Here is a 21,213-nt window from a genome sequence, read left to right on the forward strand (position 1 = left end):
GACAACGCTACTTAAAGCGCCTTATAGGTGGTTCACTTTGCGCCGGAATGGTGGTTCACTTTGTCCGGAATTTACACAAAAGAATGCCTTGCTACATATAAATCCCTGTCACCAATACCTAGCTTTATAAGTACAGGTTTAATAACCCTTCTTTCCAGCATTCTATCATCGATTGATAAATTTTTAGGTGATGGGAATATCAGATCATCAGGGTTTTTACCATGTATTTGTGGTACAAAGAGTTCCTTCAATTCCTCTGTCATAGGCAAATACCTGATATTATCTGTTTTTGTCCCTTTCTGGATTCTCGCTGCATGATTGGAACCTTTAACTGTCCTAGCAAAGGCTTCTGAAATTTCAATCAAGCCTGATTCAAAGTCAATGTGCCTTACTCTTAATCCTATAGCTTCTGCATTCCTTACCCCTGTCAAAAAAATGAATTTCAGAAAAGGATAATAGTAGGAGTGTTTAACAGGGGAAAACTTATGGCAATAGGTATCTTGCCTGATTGCTTCCAAAAATTTATAAATTTCATCCTCTGTTAATGATATTCTCCTTTCATTCTTTTTCTTCTTTTTATTCCTTCTCCTACTTACCTCTGATAAGGGATTGCTGGCAACTACTCCTGATTTTTGTAACCAGCTAAAAAACTCTTTTAAAATATTCAACCTTTTATTATAAGTGGAAACAGCCCATTTTTCAGCTTCTATTGTAGCAGCAGCCTTCTCCAATGGGATTTTCACCCATCTAAGCAAAACTTTATACAAACTGTAATAGTCAATAGAATGGTCAATATTAATATTCTTGATATTCTTTGTCCAGTCTTTGAATTTATCAGACAGTTCATGTAGAAATACTATGGCTGGAATTGTAGGGGTTACTTTTACAGGGGGTAATACTGCTGGTTTGGTTTCTTGGGGCTTATATTTCTCCAAAGTAGTATCAAAACAGCCTTTTCTTATATCCAGCTTAATTTCATCAGCTTTCAAGGTGGCATGATGCATATTTTCAGGAGAATAGGTATAGGGCAGACTTAAGGGATATCTTATTCCATTATGCCTCCACCTTAACCTGATCTTTCCCCTATGATTATCTATACTGATTTCCCCTTTAGGGGTTTTCTTGTAACCCATTTTGTAACCCAAATTGAAAATTCAGGTCACTTTTCAAGTATCATCTTATGAATGGAGAATATTGAAAGTTATAAAAGTCCAATGCTTGAAATCCCCTGCTAATAAAGACTTCTGGGCATAAAAAAAGGCAGCTTTTCAGCTACCTTTTTCTGTGGTCCCACCAGGGCATGATCCTGGGACCCCCTGATTATGAGTCAGGTGCTCTAACCAACTGAGCTATAGGACCGTTGTCCTCACGGACAAAATATATCTAAACTTCTCTGGGTGTCCCGTTTTTCAGGGACGGCAAAATTAATTATTTTTTATTCAATTAGCCATAAATTTTTTAATTCTTTTTTCGGGCAGCACGGGTATTATTTTCCAGTAATATAAACCCTGGCCCATTCCGCCATTGACTACCCATTCCCGGAAAGTTAGCAGGCCCCTGCGAAAAATTCCCCAGCACCACATCAACATCCCCATCGCCATCAATATCGCCTGCATCCATGCAGATCCAATGCCCCAGCCGGCTGGCGGGTAAAGTATATATGGTATAGTTAAAGCCTCCCTGGTTTTCAAAATACAGCAGTCCTTCCTGGGGTTGAAGGCCGTAATCCCCAAAAAAAGAAATCGTCAGCATATCTTCATCGCCGTCCAGGTCAAAGTCTTTAACAATGGCTTTATAGCAGCCATTCACCGGGTAAAAGTATTGTTGCACAAATCGATGGTGACCACGATTCTTATAAATATATACGCCGTGGTAAGGTTTCAGTATGCGGGAGAGGTCTGCATTATCACCACAGGTATAAATAATATCTTCCAGCCCATCGTGGTCTATATCCTGCAGGGTAAAGCTGCTGGAACCATATACCGGTGGAAATTGCAGGATCCGTTGCGGGGTAAAATTGCCATTACCGGTATTTTCAAAATACCAGATGCTTTCATCGCCCTGGGCAAACAGCACCCAGATATCCGGCCGGCCATCGTGGTTATCATCGCGTATCCAGGCTTTGATGGCGCCGGCGCGGGGAAATATGATATGCTCTTTTGTGGCTACCTGCCGGGTGGTATCCAGTTCCAGCCAGCTTAAAGCTCCGTTGTTATAACCAAACCCGCATACCAGCAGGTCCGAAATTCCATCCTGGTTAAAGTCTGCATATTGCAATTGTACCGGCCGGGGTAAATGATCTTTCAGCACCTCAGGCAACCATTGCAGGGTATTTTGTGCACTATCTTTTAAACTACCTGGTGAAACAGGCTGCATTGCATCGGCCTTTAAGAACTTACCCCCCAGAGCTTTCACAGGCGCATTTGATAACCCCGGCAAACCATCCTGCAAAGTTTGTATACTCCCCCGCAGCGCATCAGAAGGGTACAGGGTACCCAGGCAGGTAACATACGCACGGTTGCCGGTAAAAGCACCGGGCAATATAATATCCGATACAATGCTCGCTGTACGCAGCTGCTGCAAAGGTTCCAGCCGGTTATTATAAATATGCAGGGTACTATCCTGTCCATCGGCAACCCATATACGCTGATGCAGGGTATCCATTCCTACATAGCTGGCCAGCGGGGCTTCGCCCATTTGCTCATCCGGCTCGTGGGTAGTGAATAATGGGGGGGCAGGGCTTTTAAAGGGTTCGTCCCTGTGCTGGCGCAATGGCTGCCAGGGCGCTACCGTGGTATAATATTCCACCAGCAGGTCCCAGTCTTCTGTACTGATCTGGTTGGCCGTGGCGCCGGGTTTATCAGACAGCACGGGCTTTCTGTAATAGCTGCCGTTAAAGTTGTTAATGCCTAAACGTTCCCCCATGGCCGGTAACACATCTTTTTCCCAGGTGGTTTTGTCCAGCAGGCGGGGTTCGGGAAAGGCATGGCACGAAGCGCAATATTGCTGCGCCAGTTCACTCCCCCGTTTTACCCGGTTAATGCGGTCTATATCATTATTACAGGCCAGCAGCAACAGGGCTGGTAAAAGACTAAAACCAAGGTTAAACAGGTATTTACTATGCTTGGGGAGCGGTTCATTAAATAACAGTTGCTTTGTCAGTTTTCCAATTAACAAACTATACGAATATTTTCGTTGTACCATCTTTCCCGACAGCAACCCACCAAATATTAAGTTTACAGGTAACAAACCCCATCCGGGGCCAAAAGAAGGTCTATGGTCCATCCCTCTTCTCTCCAACCAACCATTAAATAACAGGTATTTCAATTTCATAGGCAATAAGTACCGGCAAAGCATACACGAATATCTCACTCGCGGGAGTGGGCCTTTGAATAACAAGTAATTAGGCAATTGTTGCATAACGTGCACCGGTACATTTCTAAAATACAGCTTTAATTTGCAGCTTTGCAAATATTTTAATCAGCATGCAGGGTATTAAACACATTATTTTCGATCTGGGAGGTGTTATCCTCAACCTGGATTACCAGCGCACCTTCACGGCTTTTGAAGCCTTAGGCGTAAAGGATTTCACCGGTTTATACAACCAGTTCAAAGGCTCCCGCCTATTCGACGAGCTGGAAACCGGCCATGTATCAGAAAATGTTTTTTTGCAGGAAATGCAGAAACATGTAACGCCCGGGGTCACGGACCAGCAGATCATAGATGCCTGGAATGCCATGCTGCTGGACTTTCCGCTGCAACGCCTGCAGCTGTTACAACAGTTACAGCTACACTATAATACCTACCTGTTAAGCAATACCAATGCTATTCACCTGGAAAGGTTCAACCAGATCCTGCAGGAAAGCAGGGGCATTCCTTCCCTGGCAGCCTTTTTTAATAAAGCCTATTACTCGCACCTGATCGGTTACCGTAAGCCGGACAAAGAAGCCTATCAGGTAATTATAGATGAGCATCAGCTCAACCCCGCAGAAACATTATTTATTGATGATCTGTTGCAGAACATTGAAGGCGCCAGGGCAGTGGGGTTACAAACCATTCATTTACAGGCGCCCAAAACCATTGCAGATATTTTTAAACCGGCCGCCAGCTTATAAGCTAAAACTTATCATATGGGTTGTGACTGTTTAGAAAGAGGTAAACAGCGCAAACGCTTTTATTGGCAGGGAAATAACTATTTCACTTCCTCAAAGTCTATATAATCACCCTTATCAGCCGGGCGCTGTTGGGTGCTGGCACGCTGATGCTGCTGTTCGGCAGCCTGCTGCGCCTGTTGTTGCTGCTGGTATTGCTGACGCATACGGTCCTGGATATCGCTCATCTGCCGCCTTACCTGTTTGGTAGACTGGTACACCGGCACTATAAAATCAAAAACGATCTTATAGAACAACCACAGCAGGAATATGAGGGCTATTAATTTGATCATAGTAAAACAAAGGTAGCAGAATATCTGCTACCTGTATAAACCAATCAGCTTTCTTTAAGGTTTCTTTAACTAATTAAATCCCAGCAAGGCCGCACTTTCCATTGCCGCTTTCTTATTAAACTCCCAGCTCAGCTTATTATAGTTCACCGCATCCACAATGGTTCCAATCCAGCATAAGCCTATGGTAAACAGATACAGGATGCCCATACCCACCTGGTTTAGCAAAAAGCGGTGAATGCCGGCAGGCCCTATCAGCCCTATCAGGCAACAGATCAATATAGTCTGCGGGTCCTTGCGGCGGCCCTGGTAAACAGCCATGAACCGCTGTTTCTGATCGTCGGTATAATTGCGGGTCAGCTCCTGCAGCCATAACAGCTCTTCATGCTGTACGCCGGGTAAAATGGCAAATGAAAGGTCGTTCATGCGGGATTGTTTTTAAGGTAATGGAATATTTGTACTTGTTGTTTTCCTAATTGAAAGCTGCGGTACAGTAACATGGGCACCGCAAAAAAGCCCAGCGGGTGGCTGTGCCAGGCCCATGCCCATTGCCCATGCAGTACATAATGAATGGCGTGTCCCAACCCGCAGCCCGGGCACCATTTAAGGCCCATCCATTGCAGCGGGCAAAGAGTAGTACCTTTATGCGGATCCATAAAAAATAATAACCCTAACGCCAACGGCCATATAAAGAGCTCTATGTTAAGGTGCTTTATATAAGTATTAAGATGCATACGCAGGTCAACATGTAAATGTATTAAAACATTTAATAATCCGTACTCCTGGGGCCTTGCCGCTGCTGTAAATATTTGATACAAGTTAAAGAAATACTTTTTGGATCAAAATAAAATCCTAATTTTGCACAAGGAAATTGATTCAAACGAAGGGGACGGCAACGGTCCCCTTCTCGTTTTTCCCGTTAGTTAGGTATGGCAAATGAACAAGTGATCGCATCGATCCGGCAGATTATAGAAGCGCAACTGGCTCCCGAACCGGAGTTTTTTCTGGTAGAAGTGAGGATCAAACCCACCAATAATGTTAAGGTCTTTATAGACGGGGATAAAGGTATCCCGGTTGAAAAGCTGGTGCAGCTTAACCGCGCATTATATGCCCAGCTGGAAGCAGCCGCCCTGTTCCCGGATGGCGATTTCTCCCTGGAAGTATCCTCTCCCGGCCTGGATGAGCCGCTGAAAATGCACCGGCAGTATCTTAAAAATATTGGCCGCAAGGTAGAAGTTACCCTGCTGGACGGCACCATTAAAGAAGGTACCCTGCTGGCAGTAACGGAAGACCAGCTTACCCTGGAGGAAACACCGCCCAGGAAAAAAGGCGTAAAACCGGATCCGAAATTATCTAAACAGCTAAACATACATTTTACTGAAATTAAGCACACCGTCGTGTGCATCGTGTTTTAAAATATAATTACCAAAACAATGGCTAGTATTAACCTGATTGAGTCATTCACGGAGTTTAAGGAGGCGGAAAATATTGACCGCCCAACGTTGATGAAGGTATTGGAGGATGTGTTCAAAACACTCTTACGTAAGAAATATGGCTCCGATGAGAACTTTGACGTAATTGTAAATACAGAAAAAGGTGACCTGGAGATATTACGCCGCCGTACTATTGTAACGGATGGAGAAGTAGAGGATGAGAACGCACAGATCGCCTATTCTGAAGCCATTAAAATAGAACCTGATTACCAGGTAGGGGAAGACCTGTACGAGGAAGTAGAGATCCAGGACTTTGGCCGCAGGGCTATCCTGGCCGCCAAACAAACCCTCTCCGCCCGTATCGGTGACCTCAAAAAGAACATACTGGTGAAAAAATACGCAGATCGCGTAGGTGAGATCGTAACCGGCGAGGTTTACCAGGTATGGAAAAAAGAAGTTTTATTATTGGATGATGAAGGGAATGAACTAATATTGCCTAAATCTGAACAAATACCAACCGATTATTTCAAAAAAGGAGAGAACGTACGTGCTGTTGTTAAAAAAGTAGAACTTAAGAACAACGCTCCACTTATCATTCTTTCCCGCACACATCCTTCCTTCCTTGCTAAATTGTTGGAAATTGAGGTGCCGGAGATCTTTGACGGATTGATAGTAATAAAAAGGATCGTACGCGAACCAGGCGAAAGAGCCAAGGTGGCCGTAGAATCCTACGATGACCGGATAGACCCCGTAGGCGCCTGCGTAGGTATGAAAGGCAGCCGCATCCATGGCATAGTTAGGGAATTAAGAAATGAGAATATTGACATTATAAACTATACGGCCAATATCCAATTGCTTATTCAGCGTGCTTTAACTCCCGCCAAGATCAGCCGCCAGGAAGTAGATAATGATAACAAATACGCAGCTGTATACCTGAAACCCGACCAGGTATCCCTGGCCATCGGTAAAAAAGGTGTGAACATAAAATTGGCCTGCGAATTGACAGGTTACGAAATTGATGTGTTCCGCGATGAAGAGCAGGAACAGACCGAATTTGACGTGGATCTGGAAGAATTCTCAGATGAAATAGAAGAATGGGTGATCGATGAGCTCAAACGCATAGGTTGTGATACCGCACGCAGCGTGCTGGATCTTACCGCAGAAGAGCTGGTACGCCGTTCCGACCTCGAAGAGGAAACCGTGAACGACGTAAGAAGAATATTACAGGAAGAGTTTGATAAAGAATAGCGTTCCCCCGTCTGGAAACCTTCCCAGGATTTGGGTTCGCTTGGAATGGAATATATTTGAATTATTTTTAAATGTAAAAATGGAGTCCCGTTGCAGCACAATGGGAAAAAGGGGAGGCCCGAGATATAACACATATGCCCGAAGTAACAAACAACACACCACGATTGCTGGCTGCCGCCAAGGAGTTCAATATTGGTAAAGGAACGTTGATCGATTTTCTTGCCAATAAGGGCTACTCGACGGACGGATTTGAATCACCAAATGCCCGTCTGACGGCTGAAATGTACTCAGCCCTGCAGTCAGAATTCCAGCAGGACAAGGCTAACAAGCGCAAAAGCGACCAGATAGCCCTGCCTAAAGGAAGCGTGTTAGATGCAATGAAGAAAAAGGAGAAGGAAGCCGCGGAAGCAGCAGGGAAGAAGAGTGGAACGAAAGAGGAGCCCGCGACGGCAATAGAAACACCGCCCCAGGCCGAAAAGCCTAAACAGGAACCTGCCCCGGAACCTGCGCCTGTACAAGCTACAGCCCCGCAGCAACCGGAAGCGCCGGTTACACCTGTGGCACCTCCGCCTCCGCCTAAAACGGAAGCCGCCACACCCCCTCCTTCCTCAGAAGTAACCAAAACAGAATCCCCACGCCTAAACGGACCTAAAGTTGTGGCAACCATTGATTTGAACGCCCTGCAGGGTAAAAAACCTGCCGCACGTAAAGAGGAACCTCCCGCAGAGGAGAAGGCTCCGGCCAAACAGCCCGAAACGGTTGTGGTAACAACACCGGTAGCCAATACAGCTCCCGAAGTGAAGGAAGCGAAGGAAGTGAAGGAAGAAAAAGTGCAGGAAAAACCACCCGCACCCGTGAAAGAGGAAAAACCAGCGCCCGTAGCGGAAAAACCGGAAGTAACCGCCGCGCCGCCTACACCGCAGCCGCAGGCAGAAGCGCCTAAAGCAGTGGAAAAGGAAAAACCGGCAGCTCCCAAAGAGCAACCCGCTCCTCCTAAAGAACCCGCTCCTCCCAAAGAAGAGAAAAAACCACAGGAAGCACCACCGGCAAGGGAAGTAAAGGAACCCGCACCGGTAGCCGCTCAACAGAAAGAGCCGGAAACCGCTCCCGCAGAAAGAAATATACAGGATTCCGAACAGGATGATAATAGCAGCGCTGTGATTGAAAACATACAGGCAGAGAAATTAACTGGTCCCAAGGTAATTGGGAAAATAAACCTGCCGATCCAGTCTGACAGGCGCGATAATAACAAAAGCACCTTCAACAACCGGAACAATAATAACAACAACAATAATGATGAAAAGCGTAAACGCAAACGCATTATTGTTGAAAAGAAACCGGAACCCATACAGCCGAAAGAATTTTCCGGCGAAAAACGTGAAGGCGCAGGTGCACCCACTAACCGCACCGGCGATAATAACAACAACCGCTTTGGCAACCGCGATAACCGGCCCGGTGGCGGCGATAACCGTCATCACCAGGGTGGTGGTGGTAACCGCCCGCACGGCGGTGGAGCCCAGGGTCAGGGTGGCCAGGGTGGCGGCGGCAACCGTCCGCACCAACCCGGTCAGGGACCCAGCCGGCCCCACGCAGCACCCAACCGCGGACCCGGTGGTCCAGGCGGGGGTAATCGTGGACCCGGTGGTGGTAACCGCGGCCCAGGTGGTGGTAACCGCGGCGGCTTTAACCGTGGACCAGGAGATCCGAACAGGCGTCCGGAAGATAAAGAAATTGACAAGAACGAGATCCAGAATAAGATCAAGGAAACCATGGCCAAGCTGGGTGGCGGCCGTGGCAAGAATATCAAGGCCAAACAGCGCCGCGACAAACGCGATGCAAGGGCCGAAGAAATGGCCAACCAGAATGCAGAAAATAATAAGCTGCAGGTAACGGAATTTATTTCCGTAAGTGAGCTGGCCAACCTGATGGATGTAAGCTTTGCAGAAGTGATCTCCAAGTGTATGAGCCTGGGTATCATGGTATCCATCAACCAGCGCCTGGATGCGGAAGTAATTGAGCTGGTGTCCGGCGAATTTGGTTATGAAGTAGAATTTATTGGTATAGACGATGTAGATACGGACGAGGAAGAAGAAGAAGTGGATGCAGAAGAGGACCTGTCGCCAAGAGCGCCTATTGTGACCATCATGGGTCACGTAGACCATGGTAAAACCTCCTTGCTGGATTACATCCGCAGCGCCAACGTAGTAGCCGGTGAGGCCGGGGGTATTACCCAGCACATAGGCGCCTACCAGGTAACTACCTCCACTGGTAAAAAGCTTACCTTCCTGGATACACCAGGTCACGAAGCCTTTACCGCAATGCGTGCCCGTGGTGCCAAAGCAGCGGATATAGCCGTGATCGTGGTAGCAGCAGATGATGCCATCATGCCCCAAACGCGTGAAGCCATCTCCCACTCACAGGCAGCCGGCCTTCCCATGGTATTTGCCATCAACAAAATTGATAAAGAAGGATCCAATCCTGAAAAGATCAAAGAACAATTAGCGGGTATGAACCTGCTGGTAGAAGACTGGGGCGGTAAATACCAAAGCCAGGAAATATCTGCCAAAAGCGGTTTGAACATAGATGTGCTGCTGGAAAAAATATTGCTGGAAGCAGAGCTGCTGGAACTGAAAGCAAATCCTGCCCGCGAAGCCTCCGGCAGCATCATAGAAGCCTCTCTGGATAAAGGCCGCGGTTACGTAGCCTCCGTGCTGGTTCAAAATGGTACCCTGCACCAGGGCGATACCATTGTGAGCGGCGCCTTCTATGGTAAGATCAAAGCCATGTTCAATGAACGCGGACAGCGTATTGACGAAGCAGGACCATCGGCCCCGGTACAGCTGCTGGGTCTGAACGGCGCCCCGCAGGCCGGTGAAAAATTCAAGATGTATGTGGATGAAGGGGAGGCTAAGGATGTTGCTAACCGCCGCGCACAGATCGTACGTGAGCAGGGCATCCGCACCAAGAAACACATTACCCTGGATGAAATTGGCCGCCGTCTGGCACTGGGCAACTTTAAACAGCTTAACATTATCATCAAGGGCGACTTTGACGGTTCCGTAGAAGCATTGAGCGATTCCCTGCAGAAACTGTCTACAGAAGAAATAGCCATCAGCGTAGTGCACAAGGCCGTAGGTCAGATCACAGAATCCGACGTATTGCTGGCAACCGCATCAGACGCTATCATTGTAGGTTTCCAGGTACGCCCGTCTGCAAACGCCGCCAAGCTGGCAGAGAAAGAGAACATCGAAATACGCGCCTACTCCATCATTTACGATGCCATCGAAGAGCTGAAGAGCGCCATGGAAGGCATGCTGGAACCGAAGATAGAGAAGAGGGTGGTAGCGAACGTGGAAGTACGCGAAACCTACCGTTTCGACAAGGTTACCGTAGCCGGTTGCTTTGTGCTGGATGGTAAGCTGGCCCGTAATACCCGTGTAAACCTGGTGCGTGACGGTATCGTGATCTATACCGGTGAGCTGGGCTCTCTGAAACGTTATAAGGATGATGTGAAGGAAGTGGTATCCAATATGGAATGCGGCCTTAGTATCAGGAACTATAGCGACCTCAAAGCAGGCGACATCGTAGAAGGATTTGAAGAAGTAGAAGTAAAACGTACTTTATAATAGCAGAAAGCGTAAAGCTGAAAGCATAAAGCAGATGAAAGTCCGCTGCATTGCTTTCAGCTTTATGCTTTTAGCTTTATGCATAGATAAACTTTTGTTAAAAACCATAGGCCGCTCCATGCGGCTTATTTTATTGGCTATTTTTGAATTTCACTGCTTTCTTTACTATGAACAGACTTTTGGCATTATCTGCAGGCGCCCTGCTCCTGTGGCAAACCTCCGTAGGACAGCAAAAAATGGTAGCAGATAAAATTGCCGCCATTGTAGGGGATAAGATCATTTTAAAATCAGATATAGATGGGGAAATGATGAACCTGCAGCGTAATACGCCGGATAATCAGCTGCCGCCCAATGCCGCCTGCTCTATTATGGAGCAGATCATAGCCCAGAAAGTAATGGTGCTGCAGGCAGAACGGGATAGCTTACCCGTAAGTGATGGTGATGTGGATGGGCAGATCGAGAACCGTATCCGTTACTTTGAGGACCTGTACGGCTCCCGCGAGAAAATGAAAGAAGTGACCGGTTATTCCATTTACCAGCTGCGCGAACGTTTCCGCCAGCCTATTAAAGAAGGTTTGCAGGCCAAAGCCATGCGCGATAAGATCGTGGATGCCATTAAAGTAACCCCTTCCGAAGTACAGCGCGAGTTTGAAAGCATTCCGAAAGATAGCTTACACTTTTACGAATCAGAGCTGGAAATAGGTCAGCTGGTGCTGCTGCCAAAAGCCACCAAGGAAATGGAAAACTATGCCACGGAGCGTTTAATGGACTTCCGCCGCCGCGTAGAAAAGAAAGAATCTGACTTCAGCTCCCTGGCCATCCTGTATTCTGAGGATCCGGGGGTAAAAGATAATAAAGGCATTTACATCCTGAACCGGAACGAGAAAGGTACCTGGGATCCTGACTTCCTGGCCGCCTCTTTCCGTTTAAAGGAAGGGGAAATTTCTTCCCCGGTAAAAAGCCAGTTCGGCTACCACCTTATTCAGTGTCTGCGCCGCCAGGGCGATAACATTACCGTGCAGCACATCCTGGTAAAACCAAACATTACCAAGTCTGACATTGAGCTGGCCAACAAAAAGCTGGATACCATCCGTACCGCCATCCTGGAGCATAAATACACCTTTGGCGAAGCAGTTACCAAATACAGCGACGCCCAGATGGCTAAGTTTGACGGCGGTATGCTGCAAAATAAAATGAACGGTAGCTCCCTCATCACTATTGACCAGCTGGATGATCCTTCCACCCGCGATATTGTGCTGATGCTGGATACCCTGAAACCCGGCCAGATCTCTGCACCGGCGCCATTCACCGATGAGCAGGGCCGTACCGGCGTACGCCTGGTGTACCTGAAAACACGTACCCAGCCGCACCGTGAGAACCTAAGAGATGATTATGCCCGCGTTCAGCAGCGCACCCTCCAGGGAAAACAGGGCGAGGCCGTAAATAAATGGCTCATGGAAAGGATCCCCACGTACTACATTCACGTGGACGATGAATTCAAAACCTGTGGAAACATTTCCAAATGGCTGGCATCCATGGCCAAACAATAAAGTTCGCAAGCTACATCCTATAACAAAAACTCCCTGGTACACTATCGTACCGGGGAGTTTCGTTTTAAGGCATCCCCACTTTCAAAGCTTTATGTTTTTGTTATGCTTTTTAAGCGTAACTTTGCGACTTCAATTCAAAAATGGGATGAGTGATGCGATAAAGCATGAATGCGGCCTTGCATTCATAAGATTAAGGAAGCCATTCTCTTATTATCAGCAGAAATACGGAACGGTTTTCTTTGGGCTTAATAAGCTGTACCTGCTCATGGAAAAGCAGCATAACCGCGGACAAGATGGTGCGGGTATAGCCACCGTAAAACTCAATACAGAACCAGGGGTACCCTTCATGCACCGTCTCCGGAGCAGCGCCCCGCAAGCCATTGGCGATATTTTCGGCAAAGTGCGCGACGAGATCCAGGAGATAGAAAAATACCAGCCGGAAATTACCAAGTTCCCGGGCCTCATGAAAGGCCACATCCGCTTCCTGGGCGAGCTGCTGATGGGGCACCTGCGCTACGCCACCCAGGGCAAGAACAATGTAGAGCTCTGCCATCCCTTTGTACGCCACAATACCATTCCCGCACGCAACCTTAGCATTGCCGGTAACTTTAACCTGGTAAATGCTGATGAGCTGTTCAAATTTGTAGGGGTAGATCCCGGCGAAGTACACCGCAACAGCGACCTGGCAGCCATGCTGGAAGTAGTACATCATTTTTTATGTCAGGAAGATGAGGAGCGCCGTAACGGCCTGGATGTAAAGAACATCCTGCGCCAGGCCTTTTCCATGTTCGATGGCGGCTACCATGTATGCGGCCTTATGGGTACCGGCGATGCCTTTGTGATCCGCGACGCGCACGGCATTCGCCCCTCTTATTACTACATCAATGAGGATGTGATCGTAGCCGCATCAGAAAGGGCAGCCATCCGTACCGCTTTTAATGTAGGCGAGAACGAAGTGCTGGAGCTGATGCCCGGTAATGCCCTGATTGTAAAGAATGATGGGGAATACAGCATAGAGCAGATCCTGGAACCCAAAGAACGTAAAGCCTGTAGCTTTGAAAGGATCTATTTTTCCCGTGGTAACGATGAAAAGATCTATAAAGAACGTTCCAACCTGGGTTACAACCTTTCAGAAACTATTCTGAAAGCTATTGACAACGACCTTCGCAACACTATTTTCTCTTTTGTACCCAACACCGCGGAAGTAGCCTTCTACGGACTCATAAAGGGTTTGGAAGATTATCTGAATAAAATTAAGATAGAACGCATCCTCTCCTGGGGTAAGGATTTTGACGAAGCCAAGCTGGCAGAAATGGTGAACCGCCGGGTAAGGATCGATAAGATCCCTATTAAGGATGTGAAGATGCGCACCTTTATTGCGGAAGACAGCGGCCGTAATGAAATGGTGCAGCACGTGTATGATATTACGTACGGAACCGTGCGCCCCGGTGTGGATACACTAGCCGTGATAGACGATTCCATTGTACGCGGCACCACCCTCAAGGAAAGCATTATTAAAATGCTGGACCGTTTAGGCCCCAAGCGCATTATGATCATTTCCTCTGCCCCGCAGATCCGCTACCCGGACTGTTATGGCATAGATATGAGCAAGATGGGCGACTTTGTTGCTTTCCAGGCAGCCATTGCCCTGCTGAAAGAACAGGGTAAGGAACACATCTTACAGGAAGCCTATGGCCTGTGTAAAGAGCTGCAGCGCACCAACACCCTGCACGCGCAGAACGTGGTGCGGAATATTTACAAACCCTTCACTACGGAAGAGATCTCCAATAAAATAGCACAGATCATTACGCCTGCCGGCATTAATGCCAAGGTGGATGTGATCTACCAGTCTATAGAGAACCTGCATAAGGCCTGCCCCAATAACCTGGGCGACTGGTATTTTTCCGGTAACTACCCTACCCCCGGCGGCAACCGCGTGGTAAATAAAGCCTTCATGAACTATATGGAAGGCCGTAATGAAAGAGGATATTAATATTGATATTTATACCTAAACACATACACTACCGGGCTGTATCTTTTTGATGCAGCCTTTTTTCTTTCCTGTGGCCAGATTGGCATAGTATTAATTAATAATATTACCCGCAATAAATCTGTGTTAAGTTTGTTTTAAATCGCCCTGCTCTTGATTTTAGGTTAACAGCAAGGGTTTAACTTTCTGCTGAATCTGAAAATTCGTATTTTCGTTATGGTTATTAATGGTTTTCAGCCCATGAAAACATTACTCCTTATTCGGCATGCAAAGTCCAGCTGGAATGATCCGGACATGGATGATTTTGACCGGCCCCTGAACCGCCGTGGCAAACAGAATGCTCCGGAAATGGCAGCCCGCCTGCTGCAGAAGGGTATGGTGCCCCAGCTTATAATATCCAGTCCGGCAAAGCGCACACGCAGCACAGCCAAGATCATGGCCCGTGAGTGGAAGTATCCTAAAGAGGCTATTTTACTGGAAGATGAGCTGTACCTATGTTACGCCTCCACCTTCCTGAAAGTGATCACCAAGATCGATGATGATTTTGATACCGTAGCCATTTTTGCCCATAACCCCGGCATAACGGATTTTGCCAACTATCTTACGGAAGAGATCCGGATAGATAACGTGCCCACCTCCGGCATCTTTGCCATAGAGGCTAACATCAGCTCCTGGAAAGACTTTGACCGGGCGCCAAAAAAATTCCTCTTTTTTGATTACCCCAAGCAGGAGGTTGTTTGAGAAGGAAAAAATTAAAAACATGGATGCCTCCCTCTCAAAGTAACCGCAACCGCCCAGCACCGCCTCTTACCCGCTATACATATCTTACATACCCACTGATGGCTTCAGCAAAACACCTTTTTAATTTTTACTTTCCTTATCCTTTAAGGATCTTATTATAGGAAACAGTAATCCCCTTGATCAGCGAAGAGCTGAAACCCTGGTGCTCCATCTCATTCAGGCCTGCAATGGTGCAGCCTTTGGGCGTAGTAACCTTATCTATTTCTTCTTCAGGGTGGCGGTTACCGCTAATGAGCAGGGCCGCAGCGCCTTTTACCGTTTGGGCAGCTATCATGTTGGCAGTACGTACATCAAACCCGATTTCAATGCCTCCCTGTATGCTGGCGCGTATAAAGCGCAGGGCATAGGCAATACCGCAGGCGCCTAATACCGTGGCGGCATCCATCAGTTTTTCATCAATACTAACCGTAACGCCCAGCTGGTCAAACAGCTGCATTACCCAGGCGGCCTGCTCCGGGGTCGCATTCTTATGGCAAATACAGGTCATGGATTCCTGTATGGCAATGGCGGTATTGGGCATAGCCCTTACCACGGGCATTCCCGGGCCGGCTATCTCCTCCAGCTCGTCCATGCTTACGCCGGTAACTACGCTGATGAGCATATGCTTGGCGGGGTTAAAAGCGCTTTTTACCCGGCTAAGTACTTCTTTAATATTGTAGGGCTTTAAAGCTACAATGATCACATCTGCCGCGGCAATAGCTTTGGCATTATCCGTTTCCGTTAGCACGCCCTGTGCCTGCAGGCCGGCCAGGGTTTCAATATTGCGTTTGGTAATAATAATATCAGGAGCACTGGCAAAACCGCTCTTTAACACGCCCTGTGCAATGGCGGATCCCAGGTTACCGCCGCCAATAATGGCAATTTTCTTGGTAGACATATCCCTTGTTTAATTGGGACAAAAGTAAACAATGTGCGGATATGCAGATGTGCAAATGTGCAAATGGATGGCCCTTATCTTCGCTGCATTCCTCATTTGCACATCTGCATATTTGCCATCTGCACATCAAAGAGCTAAGGCCAGCCATCCCGCTACACTAGCCGGACAGTCTGGCCTTAGTCAGACAACATCATTTATGATCATTCCTGGAAAGCCAGGCTTTAATCCGCGTTTACATGACTCCAGTTCTCGCCGCTTTTTATGCGGTACAGCTGCATTTCACTGATATCAAATTGTTCGGCGATCTGTTTCATGGTGCGTTTGCCGGGTTTAGCCAGCAGGCGCTTTATGCTTTTAACCTTGGTTACATTCAGCTTTAAGCCTTTCAGGCGGTTACGCTGTTTTTCCTTGTAGGCCAGCTTAGCGGGGCTGTTCTGCTGGTGCTCTTCCATTTCCTCTTTGGTGGCCCAGCGGAGGTTGGAGGCTTTATTGTTCTTCTTATCGTAATCCAGGTGAATAACGTATCGGTGGGCTCGTCCCGGCCTTTTAGCGAACAGTTTAGCTACTTCGCGGTGCAGGTACAGGGACTGGTAGCTATCTGCCGGTTTTACGTTCAATACCGTATATCCCTCAACGGTAGAGCCGGATAATAGCTTCCCATCTTCAATTTCTTCATGGTAACTGATCACTCTCCCCATATTAGACACAGCATATCTTTTTCGCAAGGCAGATTTGTTTTTGATCTGCAAGTCTTTCCAGACTTCGTTTTTAAGGTTTTTAATTGTGGCCATGTGAAAGTAATTTTTAAATAAATGAAATTGGGGTTTAACCGTAAACGTTACAATCTATGCTTTCATTGTTTGCCGGCAGGTATTGGCTGTCCGTTACCGGGGATGCGACCCTCTCAAAAACATGATCTTTGTATTGTGCGGCTATAGCATCTAAAACCTGTTCCAATTCTGCCGGTGACTTGTAAGTTACTAATTGTTGCCTGAAATCTTTTATATGCGGTAATCCTTTCAGGTAGTTTGTGTAATGACGGCGCATTTCCAATATACCTACAATCTCTCCTTTCCAGGCAATGGAATGGTGTAAGTGTTTTTTACACACCCTTACTCTTTCCAAAACAGTTGGGGGCGGTAAATGTTCACCGGTTTTCATAAAATGCTTGATCTCGTTAAAGATCCAGGGGTAACCAATGGCTGCCCTTCCTATCATGATCCCATCTACCCCGTATTTTTCCCGTGCACTTACGGCCTGCTCCGGCGTACATATGTCACCGTTACCAAATATAGGGATGCGTATGCGGGGGTTGTTCTTTACTTTTCCAATCAGGCTCCAGTCAGCATTGCCTTTATACATTTGTGTGCGGGTGCGGCCGTGGATGGTAAGGGCCTGTATACCTACATCCTGCAGGCGCTCTGCTACTTCCTCAATATTACGCGTATCATCGTCCCAGCCCAAACGGGTTTTTACTGTTACCGGCAGCGAGGTGGCTTTTACCACGGCAGCGGTCAGCTTTATCATTTTGGGCACATCTTTTAAAATACCGGCGCCGGCGCCCTTACAGGTTACTTTTTTTACCGGGCAGCCGTAGTTAATGTCCACCAGGTCGGGGTTAGTAGCAGCCGCAATCTGGGCCGCCATAGCCATGGGCTCTTCATCGCCCCCGAAGATCTGTATGCCAATAGGTCGCTCGTAATCGAAAATATCCAGCTTTTGCCGGCTTTTAATAGCATCACGGATAAGCCCCTCCGAAGAAATAAATTCTGTGTACATCAGGTCAGCCCCGTTCTCTTTACATACGGCACGGAAGGGTGGGTCGCTTACATCTTCCATGGGTGCCAGCAGTAAAGGGAACTCTCCTAAATTTATATTACCAATCTTCGTCATTTTTTTTATTACATTGTATAGTTGCAGCAGGATGTATGCAGGTTGAGTAAAAGCTATTGCCAACTGGTTTTGGTGCTGTAAATTTACGCAAAATTAACACAGTTACCGTTTATGACCGGCTATCTAAAACAGTCTTCCCCTTCTTTACAATTCGTGACCTTTATCGGGATCTTTATCGGCTTTATGCTGCTTTATGGTACCTTCCTGTATACTGGCTTCCCTGCCCTGAGCGGTTATACTGTAGATCAATTACAAAATGGCAACGCCACAGGTCCTAAAGTTATCGGCTATCTGAAATTAGTACAATTTCTGTATACTTTGGTGGTTTATTTGGTGCCCGGGCTATTGTTCGGCTACCTCTCCGATCCACAACCTGCCGCATGGCTGGGCATGAACAAAAGCCCTAAAACCCTGCCTATAGTATTAGCGCTTTTGATTATGTATTGTTCCCTGTGGGCTGTAGATTTGACAGCGGAATGGAATCAGCACTGGAACGTACCTGCCTCTATACGGCAAATGGAAGAACAGGCCGACCTGCTGATAGAACGCCTGCTGCAAATGCCCACGGTAAAAGACCTGATCGTAAACCTATTGCTGATAGCCGTGCTGCCGGCCATTGCAGAAGAAGTATTTTTTCGCGGGGTTATGCAACGCCTGGTTATACAGCTGGTACGCCTGCCCTGGCTCGGCGTATTGATCACAGCTATTCTTTTCAGCGCCGTACATATGCAGCTGCTGGGATTTGTGCCGCGCGTGCTGCTGGGTTTTTTACTGGGCGCCATTTATTACCTGAGCGGAAACCTGTGGCTGTCTATACTGGGGCACTTCCTGGTAAATGGGATCCAGGTATTTGCCGCTTACCTGTACCAGGTAAAGGTGATCTCTGATGATCCTTCCAAAAGTAGCACTACCAGCTGGTATGTGGCCCTCATCAGCGCCCTGGTAACCTTGTCGCTTTTGTGGGTGTTGTACAAACGCAGTAAATTGCCACCACAAGCTGAAAAGTCACAACCTGAAAATTTGAGTGATGGAAAAAGACTGGATTAAAATATTTTCAACAGACCGGCCCTTTGAGGCGGAAATGGTAAAAGGCATGCTGCTGGAGAACGGGGTGAATGCCGTGCTCCTGAACCGGCAGGATTCATCTTACACACAGGCGCTGCCCGGACAGGCGGAAATTTATGTGCACACCTCGCAGGTAACGCAGGCGCTGGAACTGATGAATGAAACCAAGTAAAAAGCAGGATGTAAAATATACGCATTGTCAGCAGACGAATGAAACGAAGTAAGCTGCAGGAAGTAAGATGTAGACATATTATCTCATACTCCCGCAATTTCAAAATAAACACTGAATGAAGACTTTTTTTACCCGTACCGCCTCCGCACTGGTTTTTGTGGCAGTAATGCTGGGCGGCATTTTATGGACTCCCTTTACCTTCTTCCTGCTCTTTTTTCTGGTTAATTTTTTTGCCATACAGGAGTATTTTAAGCTCATCCGCCTCATAGATAAGGATTATAACGAAGTATCTGCCTGGCACCGCTACGGCGTGCTGGTAGCCAGCTGCGCCATTGTGATGGCCTTTACCGGCGAGGCCTTTGTTACCACCCTTGCCTCCCTGGGCTTCCTGGGCTGGTGGACAGCTGTTATTTTCCTGCTGGTATTACCCATGGGCGAAATATTGCTGGGCAAGGACTTTTCACTGAAGAACATTGGCTACTCTGCCCTGGGCCTGCTGTACATCAGCGTATCCTTCGGCCTGCTGGTAGACCTGCGCCTGAGCAGCAATATGATCACTTTTATTGGTAAAACCACCGGCGGACAGCCCGGCTGGCTGATACCGCTGCTGCTGATCTGCTTCATCTGGATCAATGATACCATGGCCTACATTATAGGCTCCCTGATAGGGCGTACACCTTTTTTCCCTTCCATCTCCCCTAAAAAAACTACAGAGGGCTCTGTGGGCGGCATGATCTTGTGTGTGGCTGTTGCCGGCATTTTTGGCCATTACTGGGGGCAGCAGTGGCTGGATCTGCAGCACTGGCTGGCCTTAGCAGGTATTGCCGCCATTTTCGGCACTGCCGGCGATCTGCTGGAATCCAAGCTGAAACGCATGTCCGGCGTAAAAGATTCCGGTAATATTATGCCGGGGCATGGCGGCTTCCTGGACCGCTTTGATTCCCTGCTGCTGGCTACGCCATTTGCCTGGATCTATGTGCACAGCTTTATGATGCTGTGAAAATGCGAAACGCGGAACGCTGAATGCTTAACGCAAAAATTCCCGCAGTGTCTGCATTAAGCCTTACGCGTTCGGCGTTTAGCATTAAGCCTTCAGCATTATGCATTCCGCATTTTATTTCTACCTTCGCATTACCAATTAAACTAATAAACCAATAAATACAACATGAAGATCCATCGCGAAGGATTGGGCACTATTGTACTAACCGCTTTGGTGCTGGCATTGCTCAATGTGGCCGTATTCTATTTCCTGGAACGGGTACCCTCCCTTACCTGGGGCTTTTTTATTGTATCCGTGATCCTGTTCCTGTTCATTATTTCCTTTTTCCGCATTCCCGCCCGGGATATGGCGCAGGATGAAACGCTGGTGATCTCTCCCTGTGATGGTAAAGTAGTGGTGATCGAAGAAACTTTTGAACCCGAATATTTTAAAGATAAACGCCTGCAGGTATCAATTTTTATGAGCCCTGCCAATGTGCACGTAAACCGCAACCCCATCAGCGGGGAAGTGAAATTATCTCAATACCATGCCGGTAAATACCTGGTGGCCTGGCATCCGAAATCTTCTACGGAAAATGAGCGCCACACCGTGGTTATAGGCAATGGCAAAACAGATATCCTGGTACGCCAGATTGCCGGCGCCCTGGCCCGCCGTATTGTAAACTATCTGAAGGCTGGCCAGCAGGTAAAACAAAATGAAGAGCTGGGCTTTATCAAGTTCGGTTCCCGTGTGGATATTTACCTGCCAGTAGGCACCCCGGTAAAAGTACAGCTGGACCAGGTAGTAAAGGGCGGACAATCCATTATTGCCCAGCTGGTATAAACACAACCACCGTTACCTAAAAACATTTAGCATGAAACAAACTTTTTTCACCCTGGCTGCAGCCCTGCTTATAAGCGGTGCAGCCCTGGCCCAGGACAAAGGAAAAGATAAGAGCTGCTGTAATAAAGACAGCAAGGCCTGTAGCAAAAAAGAGCAAACCGCCGGGAAAAAGGCCTGCTGCATGCAACCTTCTAAAACCGCCAGCCTGCGCGCTGCTGCTGCTAAACCGGCCAAACCGGCAACTGCAGCCAAACCAGCAGGTAAGTGATCACATACGGCATAAAATTAAAAGGGC

20 protein-coding genes and 1 tRNA gene are annotated in these 21,213 nt (G+C 47.5%); 12 read left to right on the forward strand and 9 right to left on the reverse strand.

Annotated elements, in window-relative coordinates; translation table 11 throughout:
* Positions 1-71 precede the first annotated feature (71 nt).
* From KVT36_RS21280 to KVT36_RS21290, 3 genes are all read right to left on the reverse strand, one after another.
* The gene (locus tag KVT36_RS21280; protein ID WP_217605468.1) at positions 72-1,133 is read right to left on the reverse strand and encodes a tyrosine-type recombinase/integrase; all 1,062 of its coding nucleotides are present in this window, start codon (positions 1,131-1,133) and stop codon (positions 72-74) included.
* 152 nt (positions 1,134-1,285) lie between these two features.
* Positions 1,286-1,359 (reverse strand) — tRNA-Ile (locus tag KVT36_RS21285).
* A gap of 99 nt (positions 1,360-1,458) precedes the next feature.
* Positions 1,459-3,177, reverse strand: a complete 1,719-nt coding sequence (locus KVT36_RS21290) for a VCBS repeat-containing protein (protein WP_217605469.1) — start codon at positions 3,175-3,177, stop codon at positions 1,459-1,461.
* A 308-nt stretch (positions 3,178-3,485) separates the two neighbouring features.
* Here KVT36_RS21290 and KVT36_RS21295 point away from each other — a divergent pair, with 308 nt between their 5' ends.
* Positions 3,486-4,115: an HAD family phosphatase gene (locus tag KVT36_RS21295; protein ID WP_217605470.1), complete on the forward strand. Its 630-nt coding sequence runs from the start codon at positions 3,486-3,488 to the stop codon at positions 4,113-4,115.
* A gap of 77 nt (positions 4,116-4,192) precedes the next feature.
* Here the strand turns inward: KVT36_RS21295 and KVT36_RS21300 are convergent, their stop codons facing one another.
* From KVT36_RS21300 to KVT36_RS21310, 3 genes are all read right to left on the reverse strand, one after another.
* Positions 4,193-4,444: a DUF4834 family protein gene (locus tag KVT36_RS21300; RefSeq protein ID WP_089906864.1), complete on the reverse strand. Its 252-nt coding sequence runs from the start codon at positions 4,442-4,444 to the stop codon at positions 4,193-4,195.
* Between the two features lie 69 nt (positions 4,445-4,513).
* Positions 4,514-4,867 carry a TM2 domain-containing protein gene (locus KVT36_RS21305; protein WP_217605471.1) on the reverse strand — a complete coding sequence of 118 codons (354 nt, stop codon included), beginning with the start codon at positions 4,865-4,867 and terminating at the stop codon, positions 4,514-4,516.
* Positions 4,864-5,097 carry a DUF2752 domain-containing protein gene (locus KVT36_RS21310; RefSeq protein ID WP_217605472.1) on the reverse strand — a complete coding sequence of 78 codons (234 nt, stop codon included), beginning with the start codon at positions 5,095-5,097 and terminating at the stop codon, positions 4,864-4,866. Before KVT36_RS21310 ends, KVT36_RS21305 begins: the two co-directional genes overlap by 4 nt.
* 273 nt (positions 5,098-5,370) lie before the next feature.
* On the opposite strand from KVT36_RS21310, the gene rimP reads away from it, so the two are divergent.
* The 6 genes from rimP to KVT36_RS21340 all read left to right on the forward strand — a co-directional run bounded on the left by rimP (position 5,371) and on the right by KVT36_RS21340 (position 15,029).
* Positions 5,371-5,856 carry a ribosome maturation factor RimP gene (gene rimP / locus KVT36_RS21315; protein ID WP_217605473.1) on the forward strand — a complete coding sequence of 162 codons (486 nt, stop codon included), beginning with the start codon at positions 5,371-5,373 and terminating at the stop codon, positions 5,854-5,856.
* A gap of 18 nt (positions 5,857-5,874) precedes the next feature.
* Positions 5,875-7,122, forward strand: a complete 1,248-nt coding sequence (gene nusA / locus KVT36_RS21320; RefSeq protein ID WP_089906868.1) for a transcription termination factor NusA — start codon at positions 5,875-5,877, stop codon at positions 7,120-7,122.
* A gap of 134 nt (positions 7,123-7,256) precedes the next feature.
* Complete coding sequence (gene infB / locus KVT36_RS21325) at positions 7,257-10,748, forward strand: translation initiation factor IF-2 (RefSeq protein ID WP_217605474.1); 3,492 nt, start codon at positions 7,257-7,259, stop codon at positions 10,746-10,748.
* Between the two features lie 167 nt (positions 10,749-10,915).
* Complete coding sequence (locus tag KVT36_RS21330) at positions 10,916-12,298, forward strand: peptidylprolyl isomerase (RefSeq protein ID WP_217605475.1); 1,383 nt, start codon at positions 10,916-10,918, stop codon at positions 12,296-12,298.
* Positions 12,299-12,443: 145 nt separating this feature from the next.
* A complete protein-coding gene (locus tag KVT36_RS21335) occupies positions 12,444-14,291 on the forward strand; it encodes an amidophosphoribosyltransferase (protein ID WP_217605476.1) in 1,848 nt (615 codons plus the stop codon).
* A 237-nt stretch (positions 14,292-14,528) separates the two neighbouring features.
* A complete protein-coding gene (locus KVT36_RS21340) occupies positions 14,529-15,029 on the forward strand; it encodes a histidine phosphatase family protein (protein WP_217605477.1) in 501 nt (166 codons plus the stop codon).
* 136 nt (positions 15,030-15,165) lie between these two features.
* On the opposite strand, the gene proC is transcribed toward KVT36_RS21340, so the two are convergent.
* The 3 genes from proC to dusB form a co-directional block, all read right to left on the reverse strand.
* Positions 15,166-15,966, reverse strand: a complete 801-nt coding sequence (proC, locus tag KVT36_RS21345) for a pyrroline-5-carboxylate reductase (RefSeq protein ID WP_217605478.1) — start codon at positions 15,964-15,966, stop codon at positions 15,166-15,168.
* Positions 15,967-16,187: 221 nt separating this feature from the next.
* A complete protein-coding gene (locus KVT36_RS21350) occupies positions 16,188-16,757 on the reverse strand; it encodes an NUMOD4 domain-containing protein (RefSeq protein ID WP_217605479.1) in 570 nt (189 codons plus the stop codon).
* A gap of 34 nt (positions 16,758-16,791) precedes the next feature.
* Positions 16,792-17,859: a tRNA dihydrouridine synthase DusB gene (gene dusB, locus KVT36_RS21355; RefSeq protein WP_217605480.1), complete on the reverse strand. Its 1,068-nt coding sequence runs from the start codon at positions 17,857-17,859 to the stop codon at positions 16,792-16,794.
* Between the two features lie 111 nt (positions 17,860-17,970).
* Here dusB and KVT36_RS21360 point away from each other — a divergent pair, with 111 nt between their 5' ends.
* From KVT36_RS21360 to KVT36_RS21380, 5 genes are all read left to right on the forward strand, one after another.
* Complete coding sequence (locus KVT36_RS21360; RefSeq protein WP_217605481.1) at positions 17,971-18,906, forward strand: CPBP family intramembrane glutamic endopeptidase; 936 nt, start codon at positions 17,971-17,973, stop codon at positions 18,904-18,906.
* The gene (locus KVT36_RS21365) at positions 18,887-19,096 is read left to right on the forward strand and encodes a DUF2007 domain-containing protein (RefSeq protein WP_089906875.1); all 210 of its coding nucleotides are present in this window, start codon (positions 18,887-18,889) and stop codon (positions 19,094-19,096) included. The genes KVT36_RS21360 and KVT36_RS21365 overlap by 20 nt, the downstream gene beginning before the upstream one ends.
* A gap of 115 nt (positions 19,097-19,211) precedes the next feature.
* Positions 19,212-20,096 (forward strand): phosphatidate cytidylyltransferase, encoded by an 885-nt coding sequence (locus KVT36_RS21370; RefSeq protein ID WP_217605482.1) that lies wholly within the window; start codon positions 19,212-19,214, stop codon positions 20,094-20,096.
* Between the two features lie 165 nt (positions 20,097-20,261).
* A complete protein-coding gene (locus KVT36_RS21375) occupies positions 20,262-20,918 on the forward strand; it encodes a phosphatidylserine decarboxylase family protein (RefSeq protein ID WP_217605483.1) in 657 nt (218 codons plus the stop codon).
* Positions 20,919-20,949: 31 nt separating this feature from the next.
* Positions 20,950-21,186 carry a hypothetical protein gene (locus tag KVT36_RS21380; RefSeq protein WP_217605484.1) on the forward strand — a complete coding sequence of 79 codons (237 nt, stop codon included), beginning with the start codon at positions 20,950-20,952 and terminating at the stop codon, positions 21,184-21,186.
* The last annotated feature ends 27 nt before the right edge of the window (positions 21,187-21,213 follow it).

The organism is Chitinophaga sp. GbtcB8, assembly GCF_019091455.1.
Classification (GTDB): Bacteria; Bacteroidota; Bacteroidia; order Chitinophagales; family Chitinophagaceae; genus Chitinophaga.

Excerpts from the sequence above, each read along its gene's own strand:
- KVT36_RS21370 (WP_217605482.1), top strand. The coding sequence starts at position 19,212 with ATGAAGACTTTTTTTACCCGTACCGCCTCCGCACTGGTTTTTGTGGCA.
- KVT36_RS21295 (WP_217605470.1), top strand. The coding sequence starts at position 3,486 with ATGCAGGGTATTAAACACATTATTTTCGATCTGGGAGGTGTTATCCTC.
- KVT36_RS21310 (WP_217605472.1), bottom strand. The coding sequence starts at position 5,097 with ATGGATCCGCATAAAGGTACTACTCTTTGCCCGCTGCAATGGATGGGC.
- rimP (WP_217605473.1), top strand. The coding sequence starts at position 5,371 with ATGGCAAATGAACAAGTGATCGCATCGATCCGGCAGATTATAGAAGCG.
- KVT36_RS21365 (WP_089906875.1), top strand. The coding sequence starts at position 18,887 with ATGGAAAAAGACTGGATTAAAATATTTTCAACAGACCGGCCCTTTGAG.
- KVT36_RS21335 (WP_217605476.1), top strand. The coding sequence starts at position 12,444 with ATGAGTGATGCGATAAAGCATGAATGCGGCCTTGCATTCATAAGATTA.
- KVT36_RS21375 (WP_217605483.1), top strand. The coding sequence starts at position 20,262 with ATGAAGATCCATCGCGAAGGATTGGGCACTATTGTACTAACCGCTTTG.
- KVT36_RS21350 (WP_217605479.1), bottom strand. The coding sequence starts at position 16,757 with ATGGCCACAATTAAAAACCTTAAAAACGAAGTCTGGAAAGACTTGCAG.
- nusA (WP_089906868.1), top strand. The coding sequence starts at position 5,875 with ATGGCTAGTATTAACCTGATTGAGTCATTCACGGAGTTTAAGGAGGCG.
- proC (WP_217605478.1), bottom strand. The coding sequence starts at position 15,966 with ATGTCTACCAAGAAAATTGCCATTATTGGCGGCGGTAACCTGGGATCC.
- KVT36_RS21360 (WP_217605481.1), top strand. The coding sequence starts at position 17,971 with ATGACCGGCTATCTAAAACAGTCTTCCCCTTCTTTACAATTCGTGACC.
- KVT36_RS21330 (WP_217605475.1), top strand. The coding sequence starts at position 10,916 with ATGAACAGACTTTTGGCATTATCTGCAGGCGCCCTGCTCCTGTGGCAA.
- KVT36_RS21340 (WP_217605477.1), top strand. The coding sequence starts at position 14,529 with ATGAAAACATTACTCCTTATTCGGCATGCAAAGTCCAGCTGGAATGAT.
- infB (WP_217605474.1), top strand. The coding sequence starts at position 7,257 with ATGCCCGAAGTAACAAACAACACACCACGATTGCTGGCTGCCGCCAAG.
- KVT36_RS21380 (WP_217605484.1), top strand. The coding sequence starts at position 20,950 with ATGAAACAAACTTTTTTCACCCTGGCTGCAGCCCTGCTTATAAGCGGT.
- KVT36_RS21305 (WP_217605471.1), bottom strand. The coding sequence starts at position 4,867 with ATGAACGACCTTTCATTTGCCATTTTACCCGGCGTACAGCATGAAGAG.
- KVT36_RS21300 (WP_089906864.1), bottom strand. The coding sequence starts at position 4,444 with ATGATCAAATTAATAGCCCTCATATTCCTGCTGTGGTTGTTCTATAAG.
- dusB (WP_217605480.1), bottom strand. The coding sequence starts at position 17,859 with ATGACGAAGATTGGTAATATAAATTTAGGAGAGTTCCCTTTACTGCTG.
- KVT36_RS21280 (WP_217605468.1), bottom strand. The coding sequence starts at position 1,133 with ATGGGTTACAAGAAAACCCCTAAAGGGGAAATCAGTATAGATAATCAT.